The following is a 23,131-nucleotide window of genomic DNA, read 5'->3' as shown; positions in this document are numbered from 1 at the left end:
CCGTATGTTGTCCGCTCCTGTTCGTGCCGTTGCCCCCGGGACGCGAACAGTGCAAGCTGCCCGCATGGCTGATCGCGTTGCCGACCGGGCCCGCTACGACCGGGCCACCGCTGCTCTCGACGCGCCGCTGGCGATCGTGGACTTGGCGGCGTTCGACGCCAACGCCGCCGATCTGGTGCGCCGCGCGGGCGGCAAGCCGGTCCGGGTGGCGAGCAAGTCCGTACGGTGCCGTGCGCTGCTTGAACGGGCGCTCGGTATGGATGGTTTCGCCGGGATCATGGCGTTCACGCTCGCCGAATCGCTGTGGCTGGCCCGTGCCGGGTTCGAGGACGTGCTGCTCGCCTATCCGTCCGCGGACCGCGGCGGCTATGCGGAACTCGCCGCCGATCCCAAGCTGGCGGGCGCCGTCACGGTGATGGTCGACGACACCGCCCAGCTCGACCTGATCGACGCGGCGCGCGCGGGTGGCAGCGAGGAGGTACGGGTCTGCCTGGAGCTGGACACGAGCCTGCGGCTACTCGGCCGCCGGGTGCGGATCGGCGCGCGCCGCTCGCCACTGAGCCGTCCCGCCCAACTCGCCGATCTGGCCCGGGCGGTGGTGCGGCGCCCGGGCTTCCGGCTGGTGGGGCTGATGGCCTACGAGGGGCATGTGGCCGGTGTCGGGGACGCGATCGCGGGCCGTCCGCTGCGTTCGCGCGCCGTCCGACTGGTGCAGTCCGCCGCGCGGCGCGAGCTCGCCGAGCGCCGCGCGGAGGTGGTGCGTGCGGTCCGCGCGGTGGCACCGGAGCTGGAGTTCGTCAACGGCGGCGGCACGGGCAGCGTCCAGCACACGGCGGCCGAGCGAGCGGTGACGGAGATCGCCGCGGGGTCGGGGCTGTTCGCACCGCGGTTGTTCGACAACTACACCTCGTTCCGGGGGCGTCCGGCCGCGCTCTTCGCCCAGCCCGTGGTGCGGCGTCCGGGGGTCGGTGTGGTGACGGTGCTGGGCGGCGGCTACCCGGCGTCGGGGGCGGCAGGACGCGACCGGCTGCCCGAGCCGTATCTGCCCGCGGGTCTCTCGTACGACCGGCAGGAGGGCGCCGGCGAGGTGCAGACGCCGCTCCTGGGCTCGGCCGCCGACGACCTGCTCATCGGCGACAAGGTGTGGTTCCGGCACGCCAAGGCCGGGGAGCTGTGCGAGCGCTTCGCCGAGCTCCATCTCGTCGAGGGCGACCGGGTGGTGGGCACGGTGCCCACCTACCGCGGCGAGGGCAAGACCTTCCTGTGATGGCTGCAGAGGACTACAGCGGCGTGACGTAGGCCCCGGCGATGCCGCCGTCGACGAGGAACTCCGAGCCGGTGATGAACGAGGAGTCGTCGCTGGCGAGGAAGGCGACGGCGGCGGCGATCTCGGTGGCCTCGGCGAACCGTCCGAGCGGGATGTGGACGAGCCGGCGCGCCGCCCGCTCGGGGTCCTTGGCGAACAGCTCCTGCAGAAGTGGTGTGTTGACCGGCCCCGGGCACAGCGCGTTGACGCGGATGCCCTCGCGGGCGAACTGCACGCCCAGCTCGCGTGACATGGCCAGTACGCCGCCCTTGGAGGCGGTGTACGAGATCTGCGAGGTGGCGGCGCCCATCACGGCGACGAAGCTGGCGGTGTTGATGATGGAGCCCCGGCCCTGCCGCTGCATGTAGGGCAGCGCCGCCTTGCAGCACAGATAGACGGAGGTGAGGTTGACCTCCTGGACGCGCCGCCAGGCGTCGATGCCGGTGGTGAGGATCGAGTCGTCGTCCGGGGGCGAGATGCCGGCGTTGTTGAAGGCGATGTCGACGCAGCCGTAAGCGTCGTGGGCTACCGCGAAGAGCGCCTCGACCTGCTCGGCGTCGGTGACGTCGACACGCACGAACAGGCCTCCCACGTCGCCGGCGGCCGCCTTGCCCGCCTCCTCGTCGATGTCGGCGCACACCACGTTGGCGCCTTCGGAGGCGAGCCGGCGGGCGGTGGCCAGGCCGATGCCGCTTCCGGCTCCGGTGACGACGGCCGTACGGCCGGGCAGTCGGCGGCAGACGACCTCGCGTGCCTGGTCTGTCATTGCTCACTCCTCCGTGCTGATGAAGACGTTCTTGGTCTCGGTGAAGGCGCTCAGGGCGCCGGGCCCCAGCTCGCGGCCCAGGCCGGATTCGCCGAAGCCGCCGAAGGGGGTCCAGTAGCGGACGGCGCTGTGGGAGTTGACGGACAGGTTGCCCGCGGTGACGGCCCGGGAGACCCGGATCGCGCGGCCGACGTCGCGGGTCCACAGCGATCCGGCGAGGCCGTAGCGGGTGGCGTTGGCGAGCCGTACGGCGTCGGCCTCGTCGTCGAAGGGCAGGACGACGGCCACGGGACCGAAGATCTCCTCGGTCGCGGCGGGCGCGTCCTCGGCCACGTGGGTCAGCACGGTGGCCGGGTACCAGAAGCCCTTCCCGCCGGGTGCGCTGCCGCGGATCGCGGCGGGCGCGTCCTCGGGGACGTAGGACCGTACGCGCTCGCGCTGCGCCGCCGAGATCAGGGGGCCCATCTGTGTCGCGGGATCCGTGGGATCGCCCACGGTGACGGCCTTGATGTGGGGTTCGAGCAGTTCCAGGAACCTGTCGTGGACGCTGCGCTGGACCAGGATGCGGCTGCGGGCGCAGCAGTCCTGCCCGGTGTTGTCGAGGAACGACATGGGGGCTGCCGCGGCCGCCGTTTCGAGGTCGGCGTCGGCGAAGACGATGTTGGGGCTCTTGCCGCCGAGTTCCAGGGTGATCCGTTTGACCTGGCCCGCGCAGCGGGCCATCACCTGCTTGCCGACGGCTGTGGAACCGGTGAAGACGATCTTGGCGACGTGCGGATGGTCGACGAGTGCAGTGCCGGTGACCGGCCCTGCGCCCGGAAGGACCTGCAGCAGCCCTGTGGGAAGGCCCGCCTCCAGGGCGAGTTCGGCCAGGCGCAGCGCGGTGAGCGGGGTGGTCTCGGCGGGTTTGACCACGACCGCGTTTCCCGCGGCGAGCGCCGGCGCCGCGGACCAGGCCGCGATCGGCATCGGGAAGTTCCACGGGACGATGACGCCGACGACGCCGAGCGGTTCGTGGAAGGTGACGTCGAGGCCGCCGGGGACGGGGATCTGGGCGCCGCCCAGCCGCTCCGCTCCCCCGGCGCAGTAGTCGAGCAGATCGCGTACGTTGCCCGCCTCCCAACGGGCGTTCCCGATCGGGTGGCCGGCCTCCCGCACCTCCAACGCGGACAGTTCTTCAAGGTGTTCATCGACGACGGCGGCGAAGCGGCGAAGCTGCCGGGCGCGGTCGGCGGCCGGCAGGCGGGCCCACTGGCCCTGGGCGAGCAGCGCGCGGGCCACGGCGGCGTCGACCTGGTCCGGCGGCGTGGCCGGAACGGTGGCGATCACCTCCTCGGTGGCGGGGTTCAGCACCTGGTGCTCGGTCGGGTCCTGCGTGCGGTGCTCCGGCAAGGGTGTCCTCACATCCGTTCGAAGGAGCGGTAGCGCTCCCAGTCGGTGACGGCGCTGTCGTAGGCGTCCTGTTCGACGCGCGCCATGTGGGCGTAGTGGTCGACGACCTCGTCGCCGAAGGCGCCACGCGCCAGGTCGCTCGCCTGCCACAGCTCAGCCGCCTCGCGCAGCGTCGCCGGTACGTGGACCGCGTTCCCGACGTAGGCGTTTGCGGTGCACGGGTCGGGCAGTTCCAGCTCGTGCTCGATGCCGTACAGGCCGGCCGCGACCATCGCGGCGACGGCGAGGTAGGGGTTGACGTCGCCGCCCGGCACGCGGTTCTCGAAGCGCAGGGAGTGGCCGTGGCCGATGACGCGCAGGGCGCAGGTGCGGTTGTCGGGGCCCCAGGCGACGGCGGTCGGGGCGAAGGAGCCGGGGCGGTAGCGCTTGTAGGAGTTGATGTTGGGCGCGTACAGGAGGGTGAAGTCGCGCAGGGCGGCGAGCTGCCCGGCGAGGAAGTGGCGCATCGTGGGCGACATGCCGTGTTCGCCGCTGTCGTCGGCGAGTACTGGGTCGCCCGCCTGGTTGCGCAACGAGAGGTGGATGTGGCAGGAATTGCCCTCGCGCTCGTCGTACTTGGCCATGAAGGTGAGCGCCGACCCCTGCTGGGCGGCGATCTCCTTGGCACCCGTCTTGTAGATGACGTGCTGGTCGCAGGTGACCAGCGCCTCGTCGTACCGGAAGGCGATCTCGTGCTGGCCGAGGTTGCACTCGCCTTTGGCGGACTCCACGGTCATCCCTGCGGCGCCCATCTCGTTGCGGATGCGGCGCAGCAGCGGCTCGACGCGTCCGGTGCCCAGCACCGAGTAGTCGACGTTGTACTGGTTGGCGGGGTTCAGTCCGCGGTAGCCGCACTTCCAGGCGTCCTCGTAGGTGTCGTTGAAGACCATGAACTCCAGCTCGGTGCCGACCAGTGCCGTCCAGCCGCGTTCGGCGACGCGGTCGAGCTGGCGGCGCAGTATCTGGCGCGGGGAGGCGGCGACGGGCGTGCCGTCGTGCCAGGCGAGGTCGGCGAGGAGCAGTGCGGTGCCCTCGTTCCAGGGGGTGCGCCGCAAGGTGGCCTGGTCGGCGTGGATGGCGAAGTCGCCGTAGCCGCGCTCCCAGGAGGACATCGCATAGCCGTCGACGGTGTTCATGTCGGCGTCGACGGCTAGCAGGTAGTTGCACCCTTCGGTGCCTCCTTCGAGCACCTCGTCGAGGAAGAAGCGGGCGGCGAATCGCTTCCCCTGCAGGCGGCCCTGCATGTCGGTGAAGGCGAGGACGACGGTGTCGACGGCGCCCGAATCGACGAGCCGCCGTAGCTCGTCCACGGAGAGCGGCGGTGTGCGGTCAGCCACGGGGTAAGCCTCCTGTCGGGAACCTGGATGTCTTAAGGTATGCGGTAGAACCTTTACTTGGGAAGAGGTCCCGGACGGTCGCCGACGGTCCGGGAGGGTCCAGGACGGTCCGGGAGGCGGTCGATGAGTGGGAGTCAGGTGACGGACGGTACGCACGAGGCGGACCGGCTCTCACCCGTGCTGCGCCCGGTACGCGCGGGTAGCGGCTTCGAGGAGGCGCTCGAACAGATACTGCAGGTGCTGCGGCTCGGCCTGGTGCCGTACGGCGAACGGCTGCCCGCGGAGCGGGAGTTGGCCGACCGGATGGGCATCAGCCGGGTGACCCTGCGCGAGGTGCTGAAGGTGCTGCAGGAGCAGGGCCTGGTGGAGAGCAGGCGCGGCCGGTACGGGGGCACCTTCGTACGCTACCGGGCGGGTGCGCTGACGACGGCGTCCTCCGGCCAGGACACCCAGGAGGAGTTGCGGCGCAAGGTCGCGGGCATCGACCTGGAGGACGCACTGCGCTTCCGCGAGGTGCTGGAGGTCGGTGCCGCCGAACTGTGCGCCGGCCGGCGGCTCGGCCCGGCGGAGCAGGAGCGGCTGCGTGAGTGCCTGGCCGCAACCAATGACGCACCGCTGGGCGACTACCGCCGGCTCGACACGCGGCTGCACCTGACGCTCGCCGAGCTTTCCGGGTCACCGTCGCTGGCCGCCGCCTACGCGGGCGTGCGCGCCTCTGTCAACGACCTGCTCGACTGCATCCCGCTGCTGGTGCGCAACTTGGAGCATTCGCAGGTGCAGCACGCGGCGCTGCTCGACGCGGTACTGGAAGGCGACGCGGACGGCGCCCGCGAGGTGATGCGGGAGCACTGCGCCGGCACGGCGGCGCTGCTGCGCGGCTTCCTGCTGTAGGAAGCCGCGCGCGTAAGAGCCACGTGAATAAGGTCTTCACGGGAACCATTGGGGCGTACGTATGCTCGACGGGGCGATCGTCGAGAAGCCGCCGGAAACCGCCGCGAGAGGAGAGCGCACGTTGGACAGGCCGCCGCTGATCGGTGTAACCACCTATCTGACCGAAGCCCGCTGGGGAGCGGCGTGGACGCTGCCGGCGGCGCTTCTTCCGGCCGCCTACCCCCGGCACGTGCAGTCCGCCGGTGGTCTCGCCGTGATGCTGCCGCCGGACGACCCCGCCACGGCGGCCGCTGTCGTCGAACGGCTCGACGGCCTCGTCCTCGCGGGCGGGGAGGACCTCGATCCCGCGCTCTACGGTCAGCAGCCGCACCCCCGTGCCGGCGACCCCGTGCCCGAGCGCGACCGCTGGGAGCTCGCCCTTCTCGCCGCCGCGCTCGACCGTGACCTGCCCGTGCTCGGCATCTGCCGCGGCATGCAGCTGATGAACGTCCACGCCGGCGGCACCCTCGTCCAGCACCTGCCGGACCGGGTGGGCCACGACGGGCACAACCCGCAGGTGGGCGTCTTCACCGGCCATGCGGTCACGCCGTCCGCCGGTGTGCTCGCCGGCGACGTGCTGGACGGGGCCACCCCGGTGGCCACCCACCACCACCAGGGCGTGGACCGTCTCGGCGACGGCCTGATCGCGACCGCTGCGGCGGAGGACGGCACGATCGAGGCGGTTGAGTTCACCTGCCACCGCTTCGCCCTCGGCGTGCAGTGGCACCCGGAGATGGGCGACGACCTGCGTGTCATCAAGGCGCTGGTGGCGGCCGCCCGATCCGGCGCCGCCCGCTCTACGGTCGCCGCAGGCTGAGCGCGAGCAGATCACGGGAGGGGCCGGCCGGGCGCTGCCCCGCGGGCCACACCGCGCGCAGCTCACGCTCCAGCCCGGCCATCTCGACGGGGACTTCTACCAGACGGCGGGCCGCGAGCTCGTCGGTGACGGCCAGTTCGCTGAGCACCGTGGGTCCTGCCCCGCTCACCGCCGCCGCCTTCAACGCCGTCGTGGAGGCCAGTTCGAGCAGCGGCGGGGCAATCCCGCCGTGTGGCGCGAACGCCGTGTCGAGCACCTGCCGGGTCCCCGATCCCTGTTCCCGCAGGACGAGCGGGGCGGCGGTGATCTCCTGGGCGCCGAGAGGCGTGCGCCGGCGGGCCCAGGGATGGCCGGGGGCGACCACAAGCACCAGCCGGTCGCGGGCGACGACCGTCCCGTCGAGGCCGCTGGGCACATCGAGCCCCTCGACGTAGCCCAGGTCGGCCTGGCCGTCGAGCACGTGCGAGGCCACCGCGGCGGAGTTCCCGGCCACCAGCGAGACGGCCAGCTCAGGCCGCCGGTCCCGCAGGGCGATCAGCCAGCCGGGCAGCAGGTACTCGGCGATCGTCATGCTCGCGGCCACCCGCAGCCGCGAGTCACGGCGGGTGCGCAGCGCCTCCGCGCCCGCTGCGAACCCCTCCGCGGCCTCGATCACCCGACGCGCCCAGTCGGTGACGAGCGTTCCGGCCTCGGTGAGCCGCGATCCGGTGGGCGAGCGTTGGACGAGGCCGACGCCAAGCTGTCGCTCCATGGCCCGGATGCGGGAGCTGGCAGCGGGCTGGGTGATGCCCAGCTCGCGCGCGGCGCGGCCCAGGCTGCCGAGGCGCGCGACGGCGAGCAGCAGCTCCAGGGCGCCGAGGTCCGGTACGCGATGGGCCAGCGGCCCTGCGTCCCGCCGGCCGTCATGACGCTCGCTGCTCATAAAGCCAGCTTATGCCCTGAGAGCGGATTGATCTCTAGTGGGCGGACCGCCCAGCGGCGAGCCTGAGGCCATGGCCACACTCGCACCGCCGCAGTCCCGGTCCCTCGCTCCGGCTTGTACGCCCGGGCGTTCCTTCGTCCGGGACCTCGGCCCCAATTGGTACGCCGCGGTGATGGGCACCGCCATTCTCGCCACCGCCGGTGCAGCGGTGCCGGCGGACGTCCCCGGTGTGCACGCCGGGCGCGTCACCGCATGGGCCCTGGCGCTGCTGATGCTGGCCGCGCTCCTCGCCGCCCGTGCCGTGCACTGGGTACGCCACACCGACCAGGCACGCCGTCACCTCCTCGACCCGGCGGTCGCCCCGTTCTACGGGTGTCTGTCGATGGCCCTGCTCGCGGTCGGCGGCGGCACGCTCACGGTCGGCTCGGACATCGTCGGGGCGCGCGCCGCCACCGTGGTGGACGCGGTGCTGTGGAGCGCGGGGACGGTGACCGGCCTCGCCGCGGCCGCCGGCATCCCGTACCTGATGGTGACCCGTCACCGGATCGAGCGGGGGAGCGCCTCGCCGGTGTGGCTGCTGCCGGTCGTGGCGCCGATGGTCTCGGCGGCGCTGGGTCCGGCGCTGGTCGGCCGCCTTCCGGCCGGGCAGTGGCGGGAGGCGATGCTGCTCGGCTGCTACGCCATGTTCGGGCTGAGCCTGCTGGCGACGCTCACGATCCTGCCGCTGATCCTCTCCCGTCTCGTGCATGAAGGTCCGCTGCCGACGGCGCTCACGCCTGCGCTCTTCCTGGTGCTCGGGCCGCTCGGCCAGTCCGTCACCGCGACGGGCAATCTCGCCGATGCCGCCGACGGTGTGGTGCCCGAGCCGTACGCCGCTGCGATGGGCGCCTTCGCCGTGCTCTACGGGGTGCCGGTGATGGGATTCGCGCTGCTGTGGCTGGCGTTCGCGGGGGCGATGGTGGTGCGGGCGGCGCGGCGCGGCATGCCGTTCGCGATGACGTGGTGGGCGTTCACCTTTCCCGTCGGCACCTGCGTGACGGGTGCGGCGGGGCTCGCCCGGCACACCGGACTGCACGCATTCGGCTGGCTGGCGATGGCGTTGTACCTGTGCCTGCTGATGGCATGGGCGGTGGCCGCCGTCCGTACCACCCGCGGGGTGGTCAGCGGCACGTTGCTCGCAGCGCCTCGGCGATGACGGCGGGCGCCTGGCTCAACGAGGGCCCGTACCAGGTGAGATGGCGGCCGCTGACGAGAGCGGTGCGCAGCCCGGGGAAGGCCTCGGGGCCGTCGTCCGCACTGAACCGGTACGGTTCGTCGGGCAGGACGGCCAACTCCGCGCCACAGGAGGCGAGTTCGCCGATGGGTACACGGGGGTAGCGCTCGGCGTGGTCCGCGTAGGCGTTGTCGATCCCGAGCCGCGCCAGCAGATCGCCTGCGAAGGTGTCCCGTCCCAGCACCATCCACGGCCGCCGCCACACCGGGATCACCGCACGCACGCGGCCGTCCGGCGCCGGCAGCGCGCGCCATGCGGCCTCCGCCTCGTCCAGCCATGCCGGCCGGCGCACTCCGCAGCCCCACACCAGCACCCGGTCGAGCTCGGCGAACGCCTGCTCCAGACTGCGTACTTCGGTGACCAGCACCCGCAGCCCTGCCGCGCGCAGCGCGTCGAGGTCGGGTGCCCGGTTCTCCTCCTCGTTGGCGACGACGAGGTCGGGGGCGAGGGCGAGGATGCGCCCGGTGTCGGGATTCTTGGTGCCGCCGATGCGGACGACGTCGAGCCCTGCGGGGTGCGTGCACCAATCGGTCGCGCCGACGAGCAGGCCGGGCGCCGTGACGGCGATGGCCTCGGTGAGCGACGGTACGAGTGAGACGACGCGCATGGTCGGGCCTTTCGGGGCGGTCCTGGACGTGGGGGGCGGTCAGCGGTGCGGGTCGGCAGCCACGTCGATGTGGTCGGCGACGCCGACGAGGACGACGCGGGTGCCGGGGACCAGGGCACGCCAACGGTGCTTGACGCCGCCGGAGAGGTAAAGGGTGTCGCCGTGCGAGAGCCGGTAGCTGTGGCCGTCCGCCTCCACCTCGGCCTCTCCGTCGGCGACGTACAGGATCTCGTCGTTGCGGTGCTCGAAGACGCGCTCGGCGCCGTGCTCACCGGTGAACTCCAGGGCGTGCAGCTGGTGGTGGCCGCGCACCAGCGGGCGGGCCCGCCCCTCCCCCGCGCCTGTCAGGCCCGCGTGGGTCCCGGCGCGGACGACATCCACCCGCCGTGGCGCCTCCGACGCGGCGAGCAGCTGCACGGCGGTGGTGTCCAGGGCGTCGGAGATCAACTGCAGAGAGCGCATGCTCGGCCGGGCACGGTTGTTCTCGATCTGGCTGAGGAACGGGACGGAAAGACCGGTGCGGCGGGCCACCTCGGCAAGGGTGAGGTCCATGGCCCGCCGCTGCCGCCTGATGGCGGCACCGACCCGCGGCCCCGCTGCTTCGTCCCTCACGTCGCTTCCCGTCCCGTCGCGCTTGTGTCGGGGCGATGTCGTCCCCATGACGCACCGATCGGTAACCGCCCCTTACCCCTGTTGCAGAGGCAGCCTAACCCCTAACGTGTTTGCCGGTATCAAAAAAAGTTTGATACATCCCGTCTGACCAGGAGGAGAGCAGTCATGGCAACCGTCGACCAGAACTCCCGCCGACGCCGCGGCACCGGCCTGATCGCACTCGACGCAGACGCCGCCTTCGACGGCTGCACCCTCTTCGCCCCGCTCACCGGCAGCGGCGAGGTGTACCTGATCGACGCGCGCGGCGCGGTGGTGCACCAGTGGAACCTCCCGTACCGGCCCGGACGGCACGCCCGGCTGCTGCCGGACGGCACGCTCGCGTACAACGGCGTGCTGCCGGACGAACCTTCCCTGTTCCCGATGTGGCACAAGTACCGCGGCGGAGTGATGCTCACCGCCGCGCCCGACGGGACGATCCTCAGCGAGCACCAGGACCCCCTCCAGCACCACGACGCCAACCACCTCGGCGACGGCCGCATCCTCTACACCGCCGTCGAACCCCTCACCGGCGCCGCCGCCACATCCGTCGGCGGCGGCATACCCGGCTCCGAGCCGGACGGCACAGTGTGGGCCGACACCATCCAGGAGGTCGACGCGGACGGGACGGTCACCTGGTCCTGGCGCGCGGCCGACCATCTCGACCGGCAGGAGTTCCCGCTCCACCCGCACCACTCGCGCGAACACTGGCCGCTGGTCAACAGCGTCACTCCGCTCGCCGACGGGAACATTCTCTCCAGCCTGCGCAGCGTCTCCGCGGTGGTGGTCATCAGCCGCTCCACCGGCGAGGTCGTCTGGCGCTCCGAGCCCGGCGTCGTCTCCCAGCAGCACCACCCCACCGAGTTGGAGAACGGCAACTTCCTCGTCTTCGACAACGGGGTCTTCCGGCCCGGATGGGACGTGCCGTTCTCACGCGTCATCGAGATCGAGCGATCGAGCGGCAAGGTGGTCTGGGAATACCACGACCCGGCGCGCGAGTCGTTCTTCGCGCCCTTCATGGGCAGCGCGCAGCGGCTGCCGAACGGGAACACGTTCGTCACGGACTCGCCGTCCGGGCGGCTCTTCGAGGTGACGGCGGACGGCTACCTGTGCTGGGAGTACGTGATCCCGTACTTCGGTGCCTACCAGGAGTCCGAGGTGCGCAGGCTCTTCCCGGCCGAGCCCAACGCCGTCTTCCGGGCCTACCGCTACGGCGCGCAGGACGTGCCCTGGCTCGACGACGGGACCCGGTCATGACCGCGGCCGCCGGCGTGCGCCCGGTGGTGCACCCCGACGGGACCCGGTCATGACCGCGGCCGCCGGCGTGCCCCCGGTGGTGCACCCGGTCGACGAGCGGCTGCCGTGGCGGCGCCTCGTGCCGCTCTCCGTGCAGCACGTGCTCGCGATGATCGCCACGCCGGTCTCCACCACCTTCCTCACCGGTCAGGCGATCGGGCTGTCCGCGGGCCGCACGGCCGCGCTGCTCAGCGCGACGCTGATCCTGTGCGGGGCGGGAGCGCTGCTGCAGTCGTTCGGGGTGCGCGGGGTCGGGGCGCGGCTGCCGTTCGTCATGCTCCCCGGCGGGGCGGCGGCCGCGCTCTTCCTGCAGATCGCCAGGGCGCACGGTGCCGCGACGGCGAGTGGTTCGGTGCTGCTCGCGGCGGCGCTGCTGATTGCTGTGGTGCCGCTCTACCGAAGGATCGTGCCGCTGTTCCCGCCACTGGTGCTGGGGACGACGGTGCTGCTGATCGGGGTGAGCATGATCCGGGTGGCGGCGCAGCTGATCACCGGGACCGGGGCGCAGGCGGTGCGCCCTGCACCGTCGGCGGTGGTGCTCGCCGGGGTGACGGTCGCCTCCACGGTGCTGTGCTTCCTGCTGCTGCGCGGGGCGTGGCGGCAGTCGGCGGTGCTGATCGGGATGGCGGCCGGTGCGGTGATCGCGGTGACCACGGGGCTCGGGTCGTTCGCCTCGTCCGGCGGCCACGGTTCCGCGCTGCCCAGCCCGCTCCCGTTCGGCGCGCCGCGCTTCGATCTGCTCGCCGCGCTGCCGCTGCTGGTCTTCGCCCTCTCCTCGCTCGCCGAGGCGACCGGCCAGACCGTGCTCAACAGCGAGGCGGTGGGCCGCGTGCCCGACGCGGCGCGCGACGTCCCCCGGGTCGTGCGTGCGGACGCGCTGGTGTCGCTCGTCGGTGCTCTGTTCGGCACCTCGCTGCTGGTGACGAGCTCGGAGAACATCGGGATCGTCCACCTCACCGGCGTACGCAGCCGCTTCGTGACGGCGGGCGCGGGCGTGCTGCTGATCGTGACCGGACTGGTGGCGCCGCTTTCACGGCTGCTCGCCGGGATTCCGCAGCCGGTGGTCGGTGGCAGCGCACTGGTGATCTACTCGGCCATCACGGTGATGGGCATCCGGATGCTCCAGCGGGCTGATCTGGCCGGGCGCGGCGAGTCCGCCGTGGCGGCGCTCGCCCTCGTGGCAGGGCTGCTCCCGGTCGTCGTCCCCACGCTCTATCTGGGGTTCCCGGGCTGGGTGCAGACCGTACTGGGCAGCGGTGTGGTGGCCGGGACGCTCACCGGCGTCGTCCTGCACGCGCTGTTCCAGTCATTCCCGTCGGCCCGCGGTAGGGCATCATCATCTGCGTGAGCCGACGTCTGATGCTTCTCGACACCGCCAGCCTCTACTTCCGCGCGTACTTCGGCGTGCCGGACTCGGTGAGGGCCCCGGACGGCACACCGGTCAACGCGGTGCGCGGGCTGCTCGACTTCATCGCCCGGCTGGTCGGCGACCACGCGCCCGACGACCTCGTGGCGTGCATGGACGCCGACTGGCGCCCCCAGTGGCGGGTGGACCTGATCCCGTCCTACAAGGCGCACCGCGTCGCGGAGGAGGTCGAGGGGGGCGCGGACATCGAGGAGGTACCGGACACGCTCTCCCCGCAGGTGCCCGTGATCGAGGAGGTGCTCGACGCCATCGGCATCGCCCGGGCCGGCGTACCGGGGTACGAGGCGGACGACGTGATCGGCACCTTCACCGCCCAGGCGTCCGGCCCGGTGGACATCATCACCGGCGACCGCGACCTGTACCAACTCGTCGACGACGCACGCGGAGTGCGGGTGCTCTACCCGCTCAAGGGCGTTGGCACGCTCCAGGTCACCGATGAGGCGCTGCTGCGCGAGAAGTACGGGGTGGACGGCAGCGGTTACGCGGATCTCGCGCTGCTGCGCGGCGATCCCAGCGACGGGCTGCCGGGCGTGCCCGGGATCGGCGAGAAGACCGCGGCCAAGCTGCTGGCCACGTACGGCAGCCTCGCCGGGATCATGGCGGCGGTGGACGATCCGGCCTCCAGGCTCCCCCCGGCTCAGCGCAGGCGTCTCGACGAGGCACGGCTGTACGTCTCGGTGGCGCCCGAGGTCGTACGCGTCTCCCGCCAGGTACCGCTGCCGGACGTCGAGGTGGCGCTGCCCAGAGGACCGCGCCGGCCGGAGGCGCTGGAGGCGCTCTCCCGCCGCTGGGGTCTCGGCGGTTCGCTGCAGCGGCTGCTCGACGCCATCGCGCGCTGATCCGCCTCAGCCGACGGAGGAGTAGGCCACCACACCGCGCAGCAGACCGTCGACCGCCTTGCGGGCGGTACGGCGTACCGTGCTCCCCTCCGAGGCGGCCTCCGCTATCTGGCCGAGTACGTCGATCAACTGCTTGGTCCAGCGGACGAAGTCGCCTGCGGGCATGTCCGACTCGCGCAGCACGGAATCGAGGCTGTGGCCCGAGGCCCACTGGTACGCGCACCAGGCGAAGCCGAGGTCGGGCTCGCGCTGGCCCACCCCCTCGGTCTGGTTGATCTTGTGCGCTTCCTCCAGGGCGTCCAACCGGCCCCATATGCGCACCATCTCGCCGAGCGCGTGCTTGGCGTTGCCGCCCGGCAGCTTCGGCGGGAGAGCGTCGTCGGCGGCCCGCGCCTCGTACACCAAGGCCGAGGCGCAGGCGGCGAGTTCGGCCGCTCCCAGACCCTCCCAGACCCCGTCACGCAGGCATTCGCTCGCCAGCAGGTCGAGTTCGCCGTAGAGCCGGGACAGCCGCCGCCCGTCCGCCGTGACCTTGTCGCCCTCCAGGTAGCCGAGCTCGGTGAGCAGGGCATAGATCCGGTCGAAGGTGCGGGCGATGGTGTTGGTGCGGCCTTCTATGCGCCGCTCCAGCTGCTGGGTGTCGCGGCGCAGCCGGTAGTAGCGCTCGGCCCAGCGGGCATGGTCCTCGCGCTCGTCGCACCCGTGGCAGGGATGGGCGCGGATTGCCGTGCGCAGCCGGGCGATCTCGGCGTCGTCGGCGGCGGTCGAGCGCTGCCTGCGGTGCCGCCCGGGCTCCAGATGCCCGGCCTTGGAGCGCATCGCGGAGGCCAGGTCGCGGCACGACTGCGGGCTGCGGGCGTTGAAGGACTTGGGGATCCGCATCCGGTCCAACGCCTCGACAGGCACCGGGAAGTCGGCCTGCGCCAGCCGCTTGACCTGCCGTTCGGCGGTCAGGACAAGCGGGCGCGGCCCGTCGTTGTACTCGGCGGCCGGATGGCGGTGGTGCTGGCGCCCGGGGCTGCGTCCTGCGGGCATCCCCGGGTCGAGGACGAGAGCGAGCCCTGCGTACTTGCCGGCAGGCACATGAATGATGTCCCCCGGCTTGAGCTTCTCCAGCGCCTCGGCGGCCGCGGCGCGCCGCAACGCCGCGCCCTGCCGGGCGAGTTCGGTCTCCCGGTCCTTCAACTCCCTGCGCAACCGCCCGTACTCGGCGAAATCACCGAGATGGCAGGTCATGCCCTCCTCGTAGCCTGCGAGGCCCTCCTCGTTGCGCTGCACCTGGCGGGAGATGCCGACGACCGACTTGTCGGCCTGGAACTGGGCGAAGGAGGTCTCCAGCAGTTCGCGCGAGCGATGCCGCCCGAACTGGCCGACCAGGTTGACCGCCATGTTGTAGGACGGTTTGAAGGACGAGCGCAGCGGATAGGTGCGGGTGCCCGCGAGACCGGCGAGCGCGGCGGGGTCGAGGGCGCGCTGCCACAGCACCACGGCGTGGCCCTCGACGTCGATGCCACGGCGGCCCGCGCGCCCGGTCAGCTGGGTGTACTCACCCGGCGTGATGTCGGCGTGCGTCTCGCCGTTCCACTTGACGAGCTTCTCCAGGACGACGGAGCGGGCCGGCATGTTGATGCCCAGCGCCAGCGTCTCGGTGGCGAAGACCGCCTTCACCAAACCCCGGACGAACAGCTCCTCGACGACTTCCTTGAAGGTGGGCAGCATGCCGGCGTGGTGCGCGGCGATGCCCCGCTCCAGCCCCTCCAGCCACTCGTAGTAGCCGAGGACGTTGAGGTCCTCCCTGGGGATGGGAGCGGTGCGCTCCTCGACGACCGCCCGGACGCGGGCGCGCGCCTCGTCGTCGTTGAGCCGCAATCCGGCGTACAGGCACTGCTGGACGGCGGCCTCGCACCCGGCGCGGCTGAAGATGAAGGTGATGGCCGGCAGGAGGCCTTCGGAGTCGAGCCGCTCGATGACCTCGGGGCGGCTCGGGGTGAAGATCCTGGCACGCCGGCGGCGTTCGCGTTCGCGGTCCGCCTCGTAGCCGCGGCGACGCCGGTCGCGCGGGTTGACCGGGCGGCTGTTCTCCATCCGGGCGAGGCGCATCAGGTCGGGGTTGACCTCGATGCGGCCGTCGTCGTTCGGCCGGCCCGGCCGGCTGCCGTCCTTCTCCTCGAACAGGTCGTACATCCGGCGGCCGGCCAGCACGTGCTGCCACAGCGGGACCGGCCGGTGCTCGGTGACGATCACGGCGGTGTCGCCGCGGACGGTGTCGAGCCAGTCGCCGAACTCCTCGGCGTTGGAGACTGTGGCGGAGAGCGAGACGAGGGTGACGGAGTCGGGGAGGTGGATGATGACCTCCTCCCACACGGCTCCGCGGAAGCGGTCGGACAGGTAGTGCACCTCGTCCATCACGACGTACCCGAGGCCGGCCAGCGCCTGGGAGCCCGCGTACAGCATGTTGCGGAGCACCTCGGTGGTCATGACCACGATCGGCGCATCGCCGTTGACGCTGTTGTCACCCGTGAGCAGACCGACCCTCTCGGGCCCGTAGCGCTTGACGAGATCGGCGTACTTCTGGTTCGACAGCGCCTTGATCGGCGTGGTGTAGAAGCACTTGCGCCCCTCGGCCAGGCCGAGGTGGACGGCGAACTCCCCGACGACGGTCTTGCCCGAGCCGGTCGGGGCGGCGACGAGGACGCCCTTGCCCGCGGCCAGGGCCTCACACGCCTCGACCTGGAACGGGTCGAGCGGGAAGTCGTACAGCTCACGGAAGGAGCCGAGAGGCGTGGCCTGCTCGGTCGCGCGACGCCGGGCGGCCGCGTAGCGCTCGGCTGGTGAGATCTGGTCGGTCATTGTGCCTACGAGCCTACCGGCCGCCTCTGACAGCCCGCTTGATCATTTCGGTTACGGCAAGCACAGCGTCACACGCCCCACGGGCGGGTGGCTCAGGTGGCGTCGTCGTAACCGCCGTCGTCGAGGTTGCTCGGCCGCTCGGGCAGGGCGGGCGCGGAGACCCGCTCGACGTCGGGGAGCGCCTCGGGCGTCAGGTCGAGGTCGGAGGCCTCGTCGGGGCTGAGGCCGTCGTCGGCGCGCCGTGCCTTGCGCTTGTCGTGCACCAGGGAGATGCCGACGGCGATGAAGTACAGCCCGCAGATCGGCGCGGCCAGCGTGAGCATCGACAGCGGATCGGGGCTGGGCACGGCGATGGCGGAGAAGACGACGATGCCCATGACGCTCCAGCGCCACCAGCCGAGCATCCGCTTGCCGCTCACCACGCCGCCGTAGTTGAGCAGCACCAGCAGCAGGGGCAGCTCGAAGGAGAAGCCGAAGACGAGCACCATGCGCACCAGCAGATCGAGGTACCCGGAGAGGTCCACCAGGTTGCTGACGTGCGAGGGGGTGAGGCTGAGCAGGGCTTGCGCAGCCGTCGGGATGATCGAGTACGCGAACCAGGCGCCGATGACGAAGAGGGGGACGCCGGCGCCGACGAAGCTCAGCGCGTACTTCTTCTCATGCTTGTGCAGGCCCGGGGCGAGGAAGGCCCACAGCTGGTAGAGCCAGATCGGGGAGGCCACCACGATGCCCGCCATCAGGCCGACCTTCAGAGCAATCGAGAACGGTCCGATCAGCCCTGAGATGGTGAGGTTCGCGCAGTGCTCACCATGCTTGGCGACCTGGCCGAAGCCGTTGACGCAGCCCACCGACTTCAGCAGCGGGTGGGTGAGGAAGTCCGCGAGCTCGTTGTGGTAGATGACCGCGAAGGTGCACACCACGCCGATCGCGAGCAGCGACTTGATCAGGCGGTTGCGCAGTTCACGGAGGTGGTCCGCGAGCGGCATCCGCCCCTCGGGGTCTTTCTGCTTGCGGGCGGACTTGAGCAACCCACGTCCCTATCTCGTGCGGCAGCCGTCGTCGGCTTGAGCCCGCCGACGGAGTCGGCTGATGTCAGGCTACACAGGGGGTGATGTACGGCGGTAAGCCTACCCCTGGGCGGCGCCTGGATTCGAGGCCGCGATCAGCTGCGAGTGATCTCCCCGGCGCGTGCGGCGAGCGGCTCCGCGCTGCGCTGGAACTCGTCGGCGGCCGAGGCGATCCGCCGCGAGCTGTCGCCCACCTGGCGCGCCAGGCGTTCCGCCTCCACGTAGACGCGGATGCCGAGGACCCCGAGCACGGCGATGCCGCAGAACGCCAGGGCGGTGCACACGTAGAGCCAGAGCATGGCGTGAGCCTAGTGGGTCGCCGACGCCGGGTGGGATCTCGCCCCACGCTCGCCCTGGGCTCACCCCACGTGCAGCCGCATGGTCCGCACGCCCCCGCCGGTGAGCAGCTGGACGATGCGTTCACCGGCCGGTTTGCGGACGCAGGAGCCGCAGTCGGGGCAGGTGAAGTAGTAGAACGTGGTCCTGGCGGTGCGGCCGATGGCCAGCCGCAGGGCGGCGGCCGCCAGCTCGAACCGTCCCCGGCAGTCGGGGCACGCGGCCTTGAAGACCACGCTCTGCATCGCCTTCACCCTCAGTCCTCCCCTTCGTGCCCGTCATGGGCGTCGTGCGCGTCGTGGGCCTCGTCGTAGGCCGTGAGCGCCTGTACCGCGGCCTGCCGGGCGCTGTCGGCCAGGGCGCGCGGCGAGACGATCCGGCCGTCGCGCCCGAGCCGGAGCGCGAGGCGGCGCAGCGAGCCCGGGTCGGGGGTGCGCAAGGTGATGCGCAGGCCACCGTCGGGCTGCTCCTCCGCGCTGTCATACGGGTAGTACTCGGCCACCCACCGGCCGCCGGGACCCACCTCGACGACGACCTCGGGGTCGTCCCCCGCCGGCTGGACGAGGCCGGCCGACAGGTCGCGGGGCTCGATCGGCGGCGGGTCGGAAGCCTCGTCGAGCAGTTTGATCTCGGCTACCCGGTCGAGGCGGAACATCCTCCGGTCCTCGGAGAGGCGGCACCACGCCTCGAAGTAGGTGTGGCCCACCGCGAACAGCCGGATGGGGTCCACCTCGCGCTCGGTGAGCTCGTCGCGCGACGGGGAGTAGTAGCGGATCCACAGCCGGCGCCGTTCGGCGATGGCCCGGTCGACGTCGGCGAAGACGCTGCCCTCGGACTCGAAGGTGACGGAGAGGCGTGCACTGGCCCCGGCCGCCTCGCCCGCCGCGGCCTCCAGCTTGGCGCAGGCGCGCAGCAGCGCCTGCCGGTCGCTCTCCCGCAGACCGGGGAGGGTGGCGACGGCCCGTGCCGCCACCAGCAGTGCGGTCGCCTCGTCCGCGGCGAGCCGCAGCGGCTGGGCGACGTCGGCGTTCCCGCCCGCGTTGTGCCACCAGATGCGCTCGCCGTCGGTGTCGATGTCGAGCAGGTCGCCGCCGCGGAAGCTGGTGCCGCACATCGGCAGCACATTGAGGTCGCCGATCAGCTCGGCCTCGCTCACCCCGAAGGCGCGGGCGACGTCGCTGACGCGGGCGCCCGGGCGCTCGCGAAGATACGTCACCAGGGACAGCATCCGGCGGGTCTGGTCGATGGCGTTCGACATGCCCGGTTCTCCCCCTCAGCCCTTGGCCACGGCGCGCAGGCGGTCGACAACCTCGGCGCGCAGCTCGGCGGGCTCCATCACGATCACGTCTGGGCCGAACTCCACCAGCCAGGCATCGAGTCCGTGCCCGTACGGGATCTCCAGATCGTCCCACTCGGCGTCGACCGGGACGGTCTCGACGGCCCTGGCGCGCAGCGGGTAGCCGGCGCCGCGCCGCAGCCGGATCCGGGCGGTGGCGGTGGCGCCCTCACCGGCCCAGCGCTCCACCGTCTGCCGTACGTCCACGTGGTCGGGCACCTCGACGGTGTAGGAGCCGCCGCGGGAGCGGATCCGGCTGGTGATACGGCTCAGCCGGAAGACGCGGCCGGCCTGCCGGTCCCGATCCCATCCGGCGAGGTACCAGTGGCCGCGCCAGCACTCGAGCGCCCACGGCTCCACGTGGCGGGGCTCGGGGCGTATCGCGTTGGCCTTGCGGTAGTCGAAAGAGACGGGCCTGCGGTCGCGGGCGGCGAGCATCAGCGGCTCGAAGGCCGGCTCGTGCGCAGGGATGCGCGGCTCGATCACTCCACCTACTCCCTGGGGCGACCCTCCATGGCCTTCGGCCGGGTCGGCGGTGCTGTCGTCGAACGGCACGCCCGCGGCCCGGAGCTTCTGCAACGCTCCGCTGGCGGCGCCGGCGAGCCGCGCCTGCTGCCAGACCTTGGCCGCGAGCGCCAGCGCCGCGGCCTCCTCGGCGTCGAGGGCGATCTCGGGCAGCCGGTTGCGGTCACGGCGCGCGACGTAGCCGGTCTCGCCGTCCAGAGCGTCGACCGTCTCGATGACGAGCCCGAGCTCGCGCAGGTCGTCCTTGTCGCGCTCGAACATCCGGTTGAAGGCGTCCTCGGAGGTCACCTCCCGGTACGCCTCGATGGAGGCGCGCAGCTCGCGCTTGGTGAGCGGGCGGTGGGTGTTCATCAGGCACAGCGCCAGGTTCATCAGGCGTTCGGCCTTGGCGATCGCCATCGACGCACCCTCGTCCTTCCCGTCTATGAAGCTCTCGATCGAGACCGTACCGCTGACGGGACGGAGCGCAAAAGCCGGTGGCCCTTGCCAACGGGCAAGGGCCACCGGCCGAAGCGGATCGGCCACGAATGGCCAGAATCCGACGCGGAACGATCGGGTCGATCAGACGGAGACCAGGTCGCAGACAAAGATCAAGGTCTCGCCCGGCTTGATCACGTTGCCCGCACCGCGGTCGCCGTAGGCGAGGTGCGGCGGAATGGTCAGCTGACGGCGCCCGCCGACCTTCATCCCCTGGACGCCCTTGTCCCAGCCGGAGATGACCTGGCCGACGCCCAGCTGGAACTGGAGCGGCTTGCCCCGGTTCCAGCTCGCGTCGAACTCCTCACCCGTGCTGAAGGAGACACCCACGTAGTGGACGGAGACGGTGTCCCCCGCCTTCGCCTCGGGCCCGTCGCCCTCCCAGATGTCCTTGATCTCCAGGTCGGCCGGCGGTTCGCCGCCCGGGAAGTCGATCTCGGGCTTGTCGATGTTCACGAAAAAGCTCCCTCGTGCGTCATGTGCAACGTGAACAGTCTTACAGAGTCCCGATGATGTCGACCGAGAAGACCAGCGTGGCGTTGGCCGGGATGGTCGGCGGGTTGCCCTGGGAGCCGTAGCCCAGGTCCGGCGGGATCACGATCAGCACCCGGCTGCCCACCTTCTTGCCGGTCAGGCCCTCGGCCCAGCCCTTGACCACCTGGTTGAGCGCGAAGGAGGCGGGCTGGCCCCGGTCGTAGCTGCTGTCGAACTGCTTGCCGCCGTCCCACAGCACGCCCTTGTACTGGACGATCACCGTGTCCGAGCTCTTGACCGCCGGGCCGTTGCCCTCGATGACGTAGTTCGCCACCAGGCTCTTGGGCGCCGAGGTCTTGGGCACGTCGATGCTCGGAGCCTTGCCGTCGGTGTTGGTGCCGACCTTGGGCAGGCTCGCGTCGTTCTGCGGCTGCACGGCACCCTTGGCGGTGCCCGAGCCCGAGGTGCTCTTGAGGATGTCCACGACGAAGACCAGCGTGGAGTTGGCCGGGATGGTCGGCGGCTGTCCCTGGGCACCGTAGCCCAGGTCCGGCGGGATCGACATCTCGATCCGGCTTCCCACCTTCTGTCCCACGAGCGCCTGGTCCCAGCCCTTGATCACCTGCCCCGCGCCGACCTGGATGCCGAGCGGCTGGCCACGGTCATAGCTGTTGTCGAACGGCTGGTCGGAGTTCCACAGCTGCCCCAGGTAGTTCACCGAGACGAAGTCGTCCTTGTGCACCGTGGGGCCGTTGCCCCGGCTCAGGGTGTTGACGACGAGATTGCCCGGGGGATTGCCCGAGCCCTTCGCCACGGTCGGTTTCTCTCCGAATTTGGCCCCGGCGGTGACAGCGGGAAGCGGGGTGGAGGATGCGGAAGAGCCCTTGCCGTCGCCGCACGCTGCAGTGAGCAGCAACAGCGGGACGACGAGGGCAGCGGCGACACGACGCAACTTTGCCTCAGCTCATCGGTGGTCTTGCGGAGTGAACGCGGGCCACTCTACGGCGTACGCAAGGCCCCGTACGAGGAACGCACGAGGCCCGCGTCACGCCGTTGACGCCGTTGCCGCCGTTGACGCTCTCGGTGAGCGCCTGCGGGCGGTCACATTCCGGCGATGAGCTTCTCCACCCGGTCGTCGACGGACCGGAAGGGGTCTTTGCACAGCACGGTGCGCTGCGCCTGGTCGTTGAGCTTCAGGTGCACCCAGTCGACGGTGAAGTCGCGGCGCTGCTCCTGCGCCCGGCGGATGAAATCGCCGCGCAGCCGCGCCCGGGTGGTCTGCGGCGGCACCGACTTCGCCTCGAAGATGCGCAGGTCGTTGCAGACCCGCTTGGCCTGCCCGCGCCGCTCCAGCAGGTAGTACAGCCCACGACGGCGATGGATGTCGTGGTAGGCGAGGTCTATCTGCGCGATCCTCGGGTGCGACATGGTGATGTTGTTCCGGTTGCGGTACTGCTCGATGAGCTGGTACTTCATCACCCAGTCGATCTCCTTGTCGATCAGGCCGAGGTCGCCGGACCCGATCGCCTCCAAGGACCGTCCCCACAGGTCGAGCACCTGGTCGACGACGCCGGTGCGGATGCCGCGGCGCTCGCAGAAGTCGACTGCCTTGGAGTAGTACTCCTCCTGGATGTCCAGGGCGGATGCCTCCCGGCCGCTGGCGAGCCGGACCTTCCTGCGGCCGGTGATGTCGTGGCTGACCTCGCGGATCGCCCGGATCGGGTTCTCCAGGGTCAGGTCGCGCATCACCGTGCCGGCCTCGATCATGCGCAGCACGAGGTCGGTGGCACCGACCTTGAGCAGCATGGTCGTCTCGGACATGTTGGAGTCGCCGACGATGACGTGCAGCCTGCGGTAGCGCTCGGCGTCCGCGTGCGGCTCGTCGCGGGTGTTGATGATGGGCCGGGAGCGGGTCGTCGCGGAACTGACACCCTCCCAGATGTGCTCGGCCCGCTGGCTGACGCAGTACACCGCACCGCGCGGGGTCTGCAGCACCTTGCCCGCTCCGCAGAGCAGTTGGCGGGTGACGAGGAACGGAATGAGGATGTCCGCAAGACGCGAGAACTCGCCGTGCCGGGCCACCAGGTAATTCTCGTGGCACCCGTAGGAGTTCCCCGCCGAATCGGTGTTGTTCTTGAACAGATAGACGTCGCCCGCGATCCCCTCCTCGTGCAGCCTGCGTTCGGCGTCGACGAGCAGGCCTTCCAGGATGCGTTCACCGGCCTTGTCATGGGTGACCAGTTCGGTCACATTGTCGCACTCCGGGGTGGCGTACTCCGGGTGCGAACCCACGTCGAGGTAGAGGCGGGCGCCGTTCTTGAGGAAGACATTGCTGCTGCGACCCCATGACACGACACGGCGGAAGAGGTACCGCGCCACCTCGTCCGGCGACAGGCGTCGCTGTCCCCGGAACGTGCAGGTGACGCCGTACTCGTTCTCCAATCCGAAAATGCGGCGGTCCATGACTG

At 71.3% G+C, this 23,131-nt stretch carries 22 protein-coding genes; 7 read left to right on the top strand and 15 right to left on the bottom strand.

Features of this window, described 5'->3' with window-relative positions:
* Nucleotides 1-64: 64 nt before the first annotated feature.
* Complete coding sequence (locus NGB36_RS19320) at nucleotides 65-1,267, top strand: amino acid deaminase/aldolase (RefSeq protein WP_255921589.1); 1,203 nt, start codon at nucleotides 65-67, stop codon at nucleotides 1,265-1,267.
* A 13-nt stretch (nucleotides 1,268-1,280) separates the two neighbouring features.
* On the opposite strand, the gene NGB36_RS19315 is transcribed toward NGB36_RS19320, so the two are convergent.
* From NGB36_RS19315 to NGB36_RS19305, 3 genes are read right to left on the bottom strand one after another with little or no spacing between them, the layout of a single operon-like run.
* Nucleotides 1,281-2,072 carry a 3-oxoacyl-ACP reductase gene (locus NGB36_RS19315; RefSeq protein ID WP_255921588.1) on the bottom strand — a complete coding sequence of 264 codons (792 nt, stop codon included), beginning with the start codon at nucleotides 2,070-2,072 and terminating at the stop codon, nucleotides 1,281-1,283.
* A gap of 3 nt (nucleotides 2,073-2,075) precedes the next feature.
* Nucleotides 2,076-3,464 carry an aldehyde dehydrogenase family protein gene (locus NGB36_RS19310; protein WP_255921587.1) on the bottom strand — a complete coding sequence of 463 codons (1,389 nt, stop codon included), beginning with the start codon at nucleotides 3,462-3,464 and terminating at the stop codon, nucleotides 2,076-2,078.
* An 8-nt stretch (nucleotides 3,465-3,472) separates the two neighbouring features.
* Nucleotides 3,473-4,840 carry a glutamine synthetase family protein gene (locus tag NGB36_RS19305; protein WP_255921586.1) on the bottom strand — a complete coding sequence of 456 codons (1,368 nt, stop codon included), beginning with the start codon at nucleotides 4,838-4,840 and terminating at the stop codon, nucleotides 3,473-3,475.
* Between the two features lie 123 nt (nucleotides 4,841-4,963).
* Here NGB36_RS19305 and NGB36_RS33185 point away from each other — a divergent pair, with 123 nt between their 5' ends.
* Together NGB36_RS33185 and NGB36_RS19285 are read left to right on the top strand one after the other, a co-directional pair.
* Nucleotides 4,964-5,731: a FadR/GntR family transcriptional regulator gene (locus NGB36_RS33185; protein ID WP_269470349.1), complete on the top strand. Its 768-nt coding sequence runs from the start codon at nucleotides 4,964-4,966 to the stop codon at nucleotides 5,729-5,731.
* A 121-nt stretch (nucleotides 5,732-5,852) separates the two neighbouring features.
* The gene (locus NGB36_RS19285) at nucleotides 5,853-6,587 is read left to right on the top strand and encodes a gamma-glutamyl-gamma-aminobutyrate hydrolase family protein (protein WP_255921585.1); all 735 of its coding nucleotides are present in this window, start codon (nucleotides 5,853-5,855) and stop codon (nucleotides 6,585-6,587) included.
* Here the strand turns inward: NGB36_RS19285 and NGB36_RS19280 are convergent.
* Entirely contained in the window at nucleotides 6,568-7,509 is a 942-nt protein-coding gene (locus tag NGB36_RS19280; RefSeq protein WP_255921584.1) for a LysR family transcriptional regulator, read from the bottom strand. The two genes, NGB36_RS19285 and NGB36_RS19280, sit on opposite strands and share 20 nt — an antisense overlap.
* A 70-nt stretch (nucleotides 7,510-7,579) precedes the next feature.
* On the opposite strand from NGB36_RS19280, the gene NGB36_RS19275 reads away from it, so the two are divergent.
* Entirely contained in the window at nucleotides 7,580-8,704 is a 1,125-nt protein-coding gene (locus tag NGB36_RS19275; protein ID WP_255921583.1) for a TDT family transporter, read from the top strand.
* Here NGB36_RS19275 and NGB36_RS19270 read toward each other — a convergent pair.
* Entirely contained in the window at nucleotides 8,670-9,389 is a 720-nt protein-coding gene (locus tag NGB36_RS19270) for a helical backbone metal receptor (RefSeq protein WP_255921582.1), read from the bottom strand. The two genes, NGB36_RS19275 and NGB36_RS19270, sit on opposite strands and share 35 nt — an antisense overlap.
* A 39-nt stretch (nucleotides 9,390-9,428) precedes the next feature.
* Nucleotides 9,429-10,001: a helix-turn-helix domain-containing protein gene (locus NGB36_RS19265; protein WP_255921581.1), complete on the bottom strand. Its 573-nt coding sequence runs from the start codon at nucleotides 9,999-10,001 to the stop codon at nucleotides 9,429-9,431.
* 165 nt (nucleotides 10,002-10,166) lie between these two features.
* Between NGB36_RS19265 and NGB36_RS19260 the strand changes: the two genes are divergently transcribed.
* Genes NGB36_RS19260 through NGB36_RS19250 form a run of 3 tightly spaced genes read left to right on the top strand, consistent with a single transcriptional unit; the run spans nucleotide 10,167 to nucleotide 13,598 of the window.
* A complete protein-coding gene (locus NGB36_RS19260; RefSeq protein ID WP_255921580.1) occupies nucleotides 10,167-11,294 on the top strand; it encodes an arylsulfotransferase family protein in 1,128 nt (375 codons plus the stop codon).
* Between the two features lie 49 nt (nucleotides 11,295-11,343).
* The gene (locus NGB36_RS19255; protein WP_255921579.1) at nucleotides 11,344-12,681 is read left to right on the top strand and encodes a uracil-xanthine permease family protein; all 1,338 of its coding nucleotides are present in this window, start codon (nucleotides 11,344-11,346) and stop codon (nucleotides 12,679-12,681) included.
* Entirely contained in the window at nucleotides 12,678-13,598 is a 921-nt protein-coding gene (locus NGB36_RS19250) for a 5'-3' exonuclease (RefSeq protein WP_255921578.1), read from the top strand. Before NGB36_RS19255 ends, NGB36_RS19250 begins: the two co-directional genes overlap by 4 nt.
* Before the next feature lie 6 nt (nucleotides 13,599-13,604).
* On the opposite strand, the gene NGB36_RS19245 is transcribed toward NGB36_RS19250, so the two are convergent.
* The 9 genes from NGB36_RS19245 to pafA form a co-directional block, all read right to left on the bottom strand.
* Nucleotides 13,605-16,448, bottom strand: a complete 2,844-nt coding sequence (locus tag NGB36_RS19245) for a DEAD/DEAH box helicase (protein WP_255921577.1) — start codon at nucleotides 16,446-16,448, stop codon at nucleotides 13,605-13,607.
* Between the two features lie 92 nt (nucleotides 16,449-16,540).
* Nucleotides 16,541-17,476, bottom strand: a complete 936-nt coding sequence (tatC, locus tag NGB36_RS19240) for a twin-arginine translocase subunit TatC (protein WP_255921576.1) — start codon at nucleotides 17,474-17,476, stop codon at nucleotides 16,541-16,543.
* A gap of 134 nt (nucleotides 17,477-17,610) precedes the next feature.
* Nucleotides 17,611-17,814, bottom strand: coding sequence for a hypothetical protein (locus tag NGB36_RS19235; protein ID WP_255921575.1), 204 nt, complete (start codon nucleotides 17,812-17,814; stop codon nucleotides 17,611-17,613).
* 60 nt (nucleotides 17,815-17,874) lie between these two features.
* A complete protein-coding gene (locus tag NGB36_RS19230) occupies nucleotides 17,875-18,096 on the bottom strand; it encodes a hypothetical protein (RefSeq protein WP_255921688.1) in 222 nt (73 codons plus the stop codon).
* Nucleotides 18,097-18,107: 11 nt separating this feature from the next.
* Nucleotides 18,108-19,109, bottom strand: coding sequence for a helix-turn-helix transcriptional regulator (locus NGB36_RS19225; protein ID WP_255921574.1), 1,002 nt, complete (start codon nucleotides 19,107-19,109; stop codon nucleotides 18,108-18,110).
* A 15-nt stretch (nucleotides 19,110-19,124) separates the two neighbouring features.
* Nucleotides 19,125-20,111, bottom strand: coding sequence for a helix-turn-helix transcriptional regulator (locus NGB36_RS19220; protein WP_255921573.1), 987 nt, complete (start codon nucleotides 20,109-20,111; stop codon nucleotides 19,125-19,127).
* A gap of 162 nt (nucleotides 20,112-20,273) precedes the next feature.
* Nucleotides 20,274-20,645: an FKBP-type peptidyl-prolyl cis-trans isomerase gene (locus NGB36_RS19215; protein ID WP_255921572.1), complete on the bottom strand. Its 372-nt coding sequence runs from the start codon at nucleotides 20,643-20,645 to the stop codon at nucleotides 20,274-20,276.
* A gap of 40 nt (nucleotides 20,646-20,685) precedes the next feature.
* Nucleotides 20,686-21,615 carry an FKBP-type peptidyl-prolyl cis-trans isomerase gene (locus NGB36_RS19210; protein WP_255921571.1) on the bottom strand — a complete coding sequence of 310 codons (930 nt, stop codon included), beginning with the start codon at nucleotides 21,613-21,615 and terminating at the stop codon, nucleotides 20,686-20,688.
* Between the two features lie 149 nt (nucleotides 21,616-21,764).
* Nucleotides 21,765-23,126 (bottom strand): Pup--protein ligase, encoded by a 1,362-nt coding sequence (gene pafA, locus NGB36_RS19205; RefSeq protein ID WP_255921570.1) that lies wholly within the window; start codon nucleotides 23,124-23,126, stop codon nucleotides 21,765-21,767.
* Nucleotides 23,127-23,131: the final 5 nt, after the last annotated feature.

Origin of the sequence: Streptomyces humicola, from assembly GCF_024436035.1 — a bacterium.
GTDB classification, from domain to species: Bacteria; Actinomycetota; Actinomycetes; order Streptomycetales; family Streptomycetaceae; genus Streptantibioticus_B; species Streptantibioticus_B humicola.
Note: the sequence above shows the minus strand (reverse complement) of the source record. Positions and strands in the feature narration are given on the sequence as shown.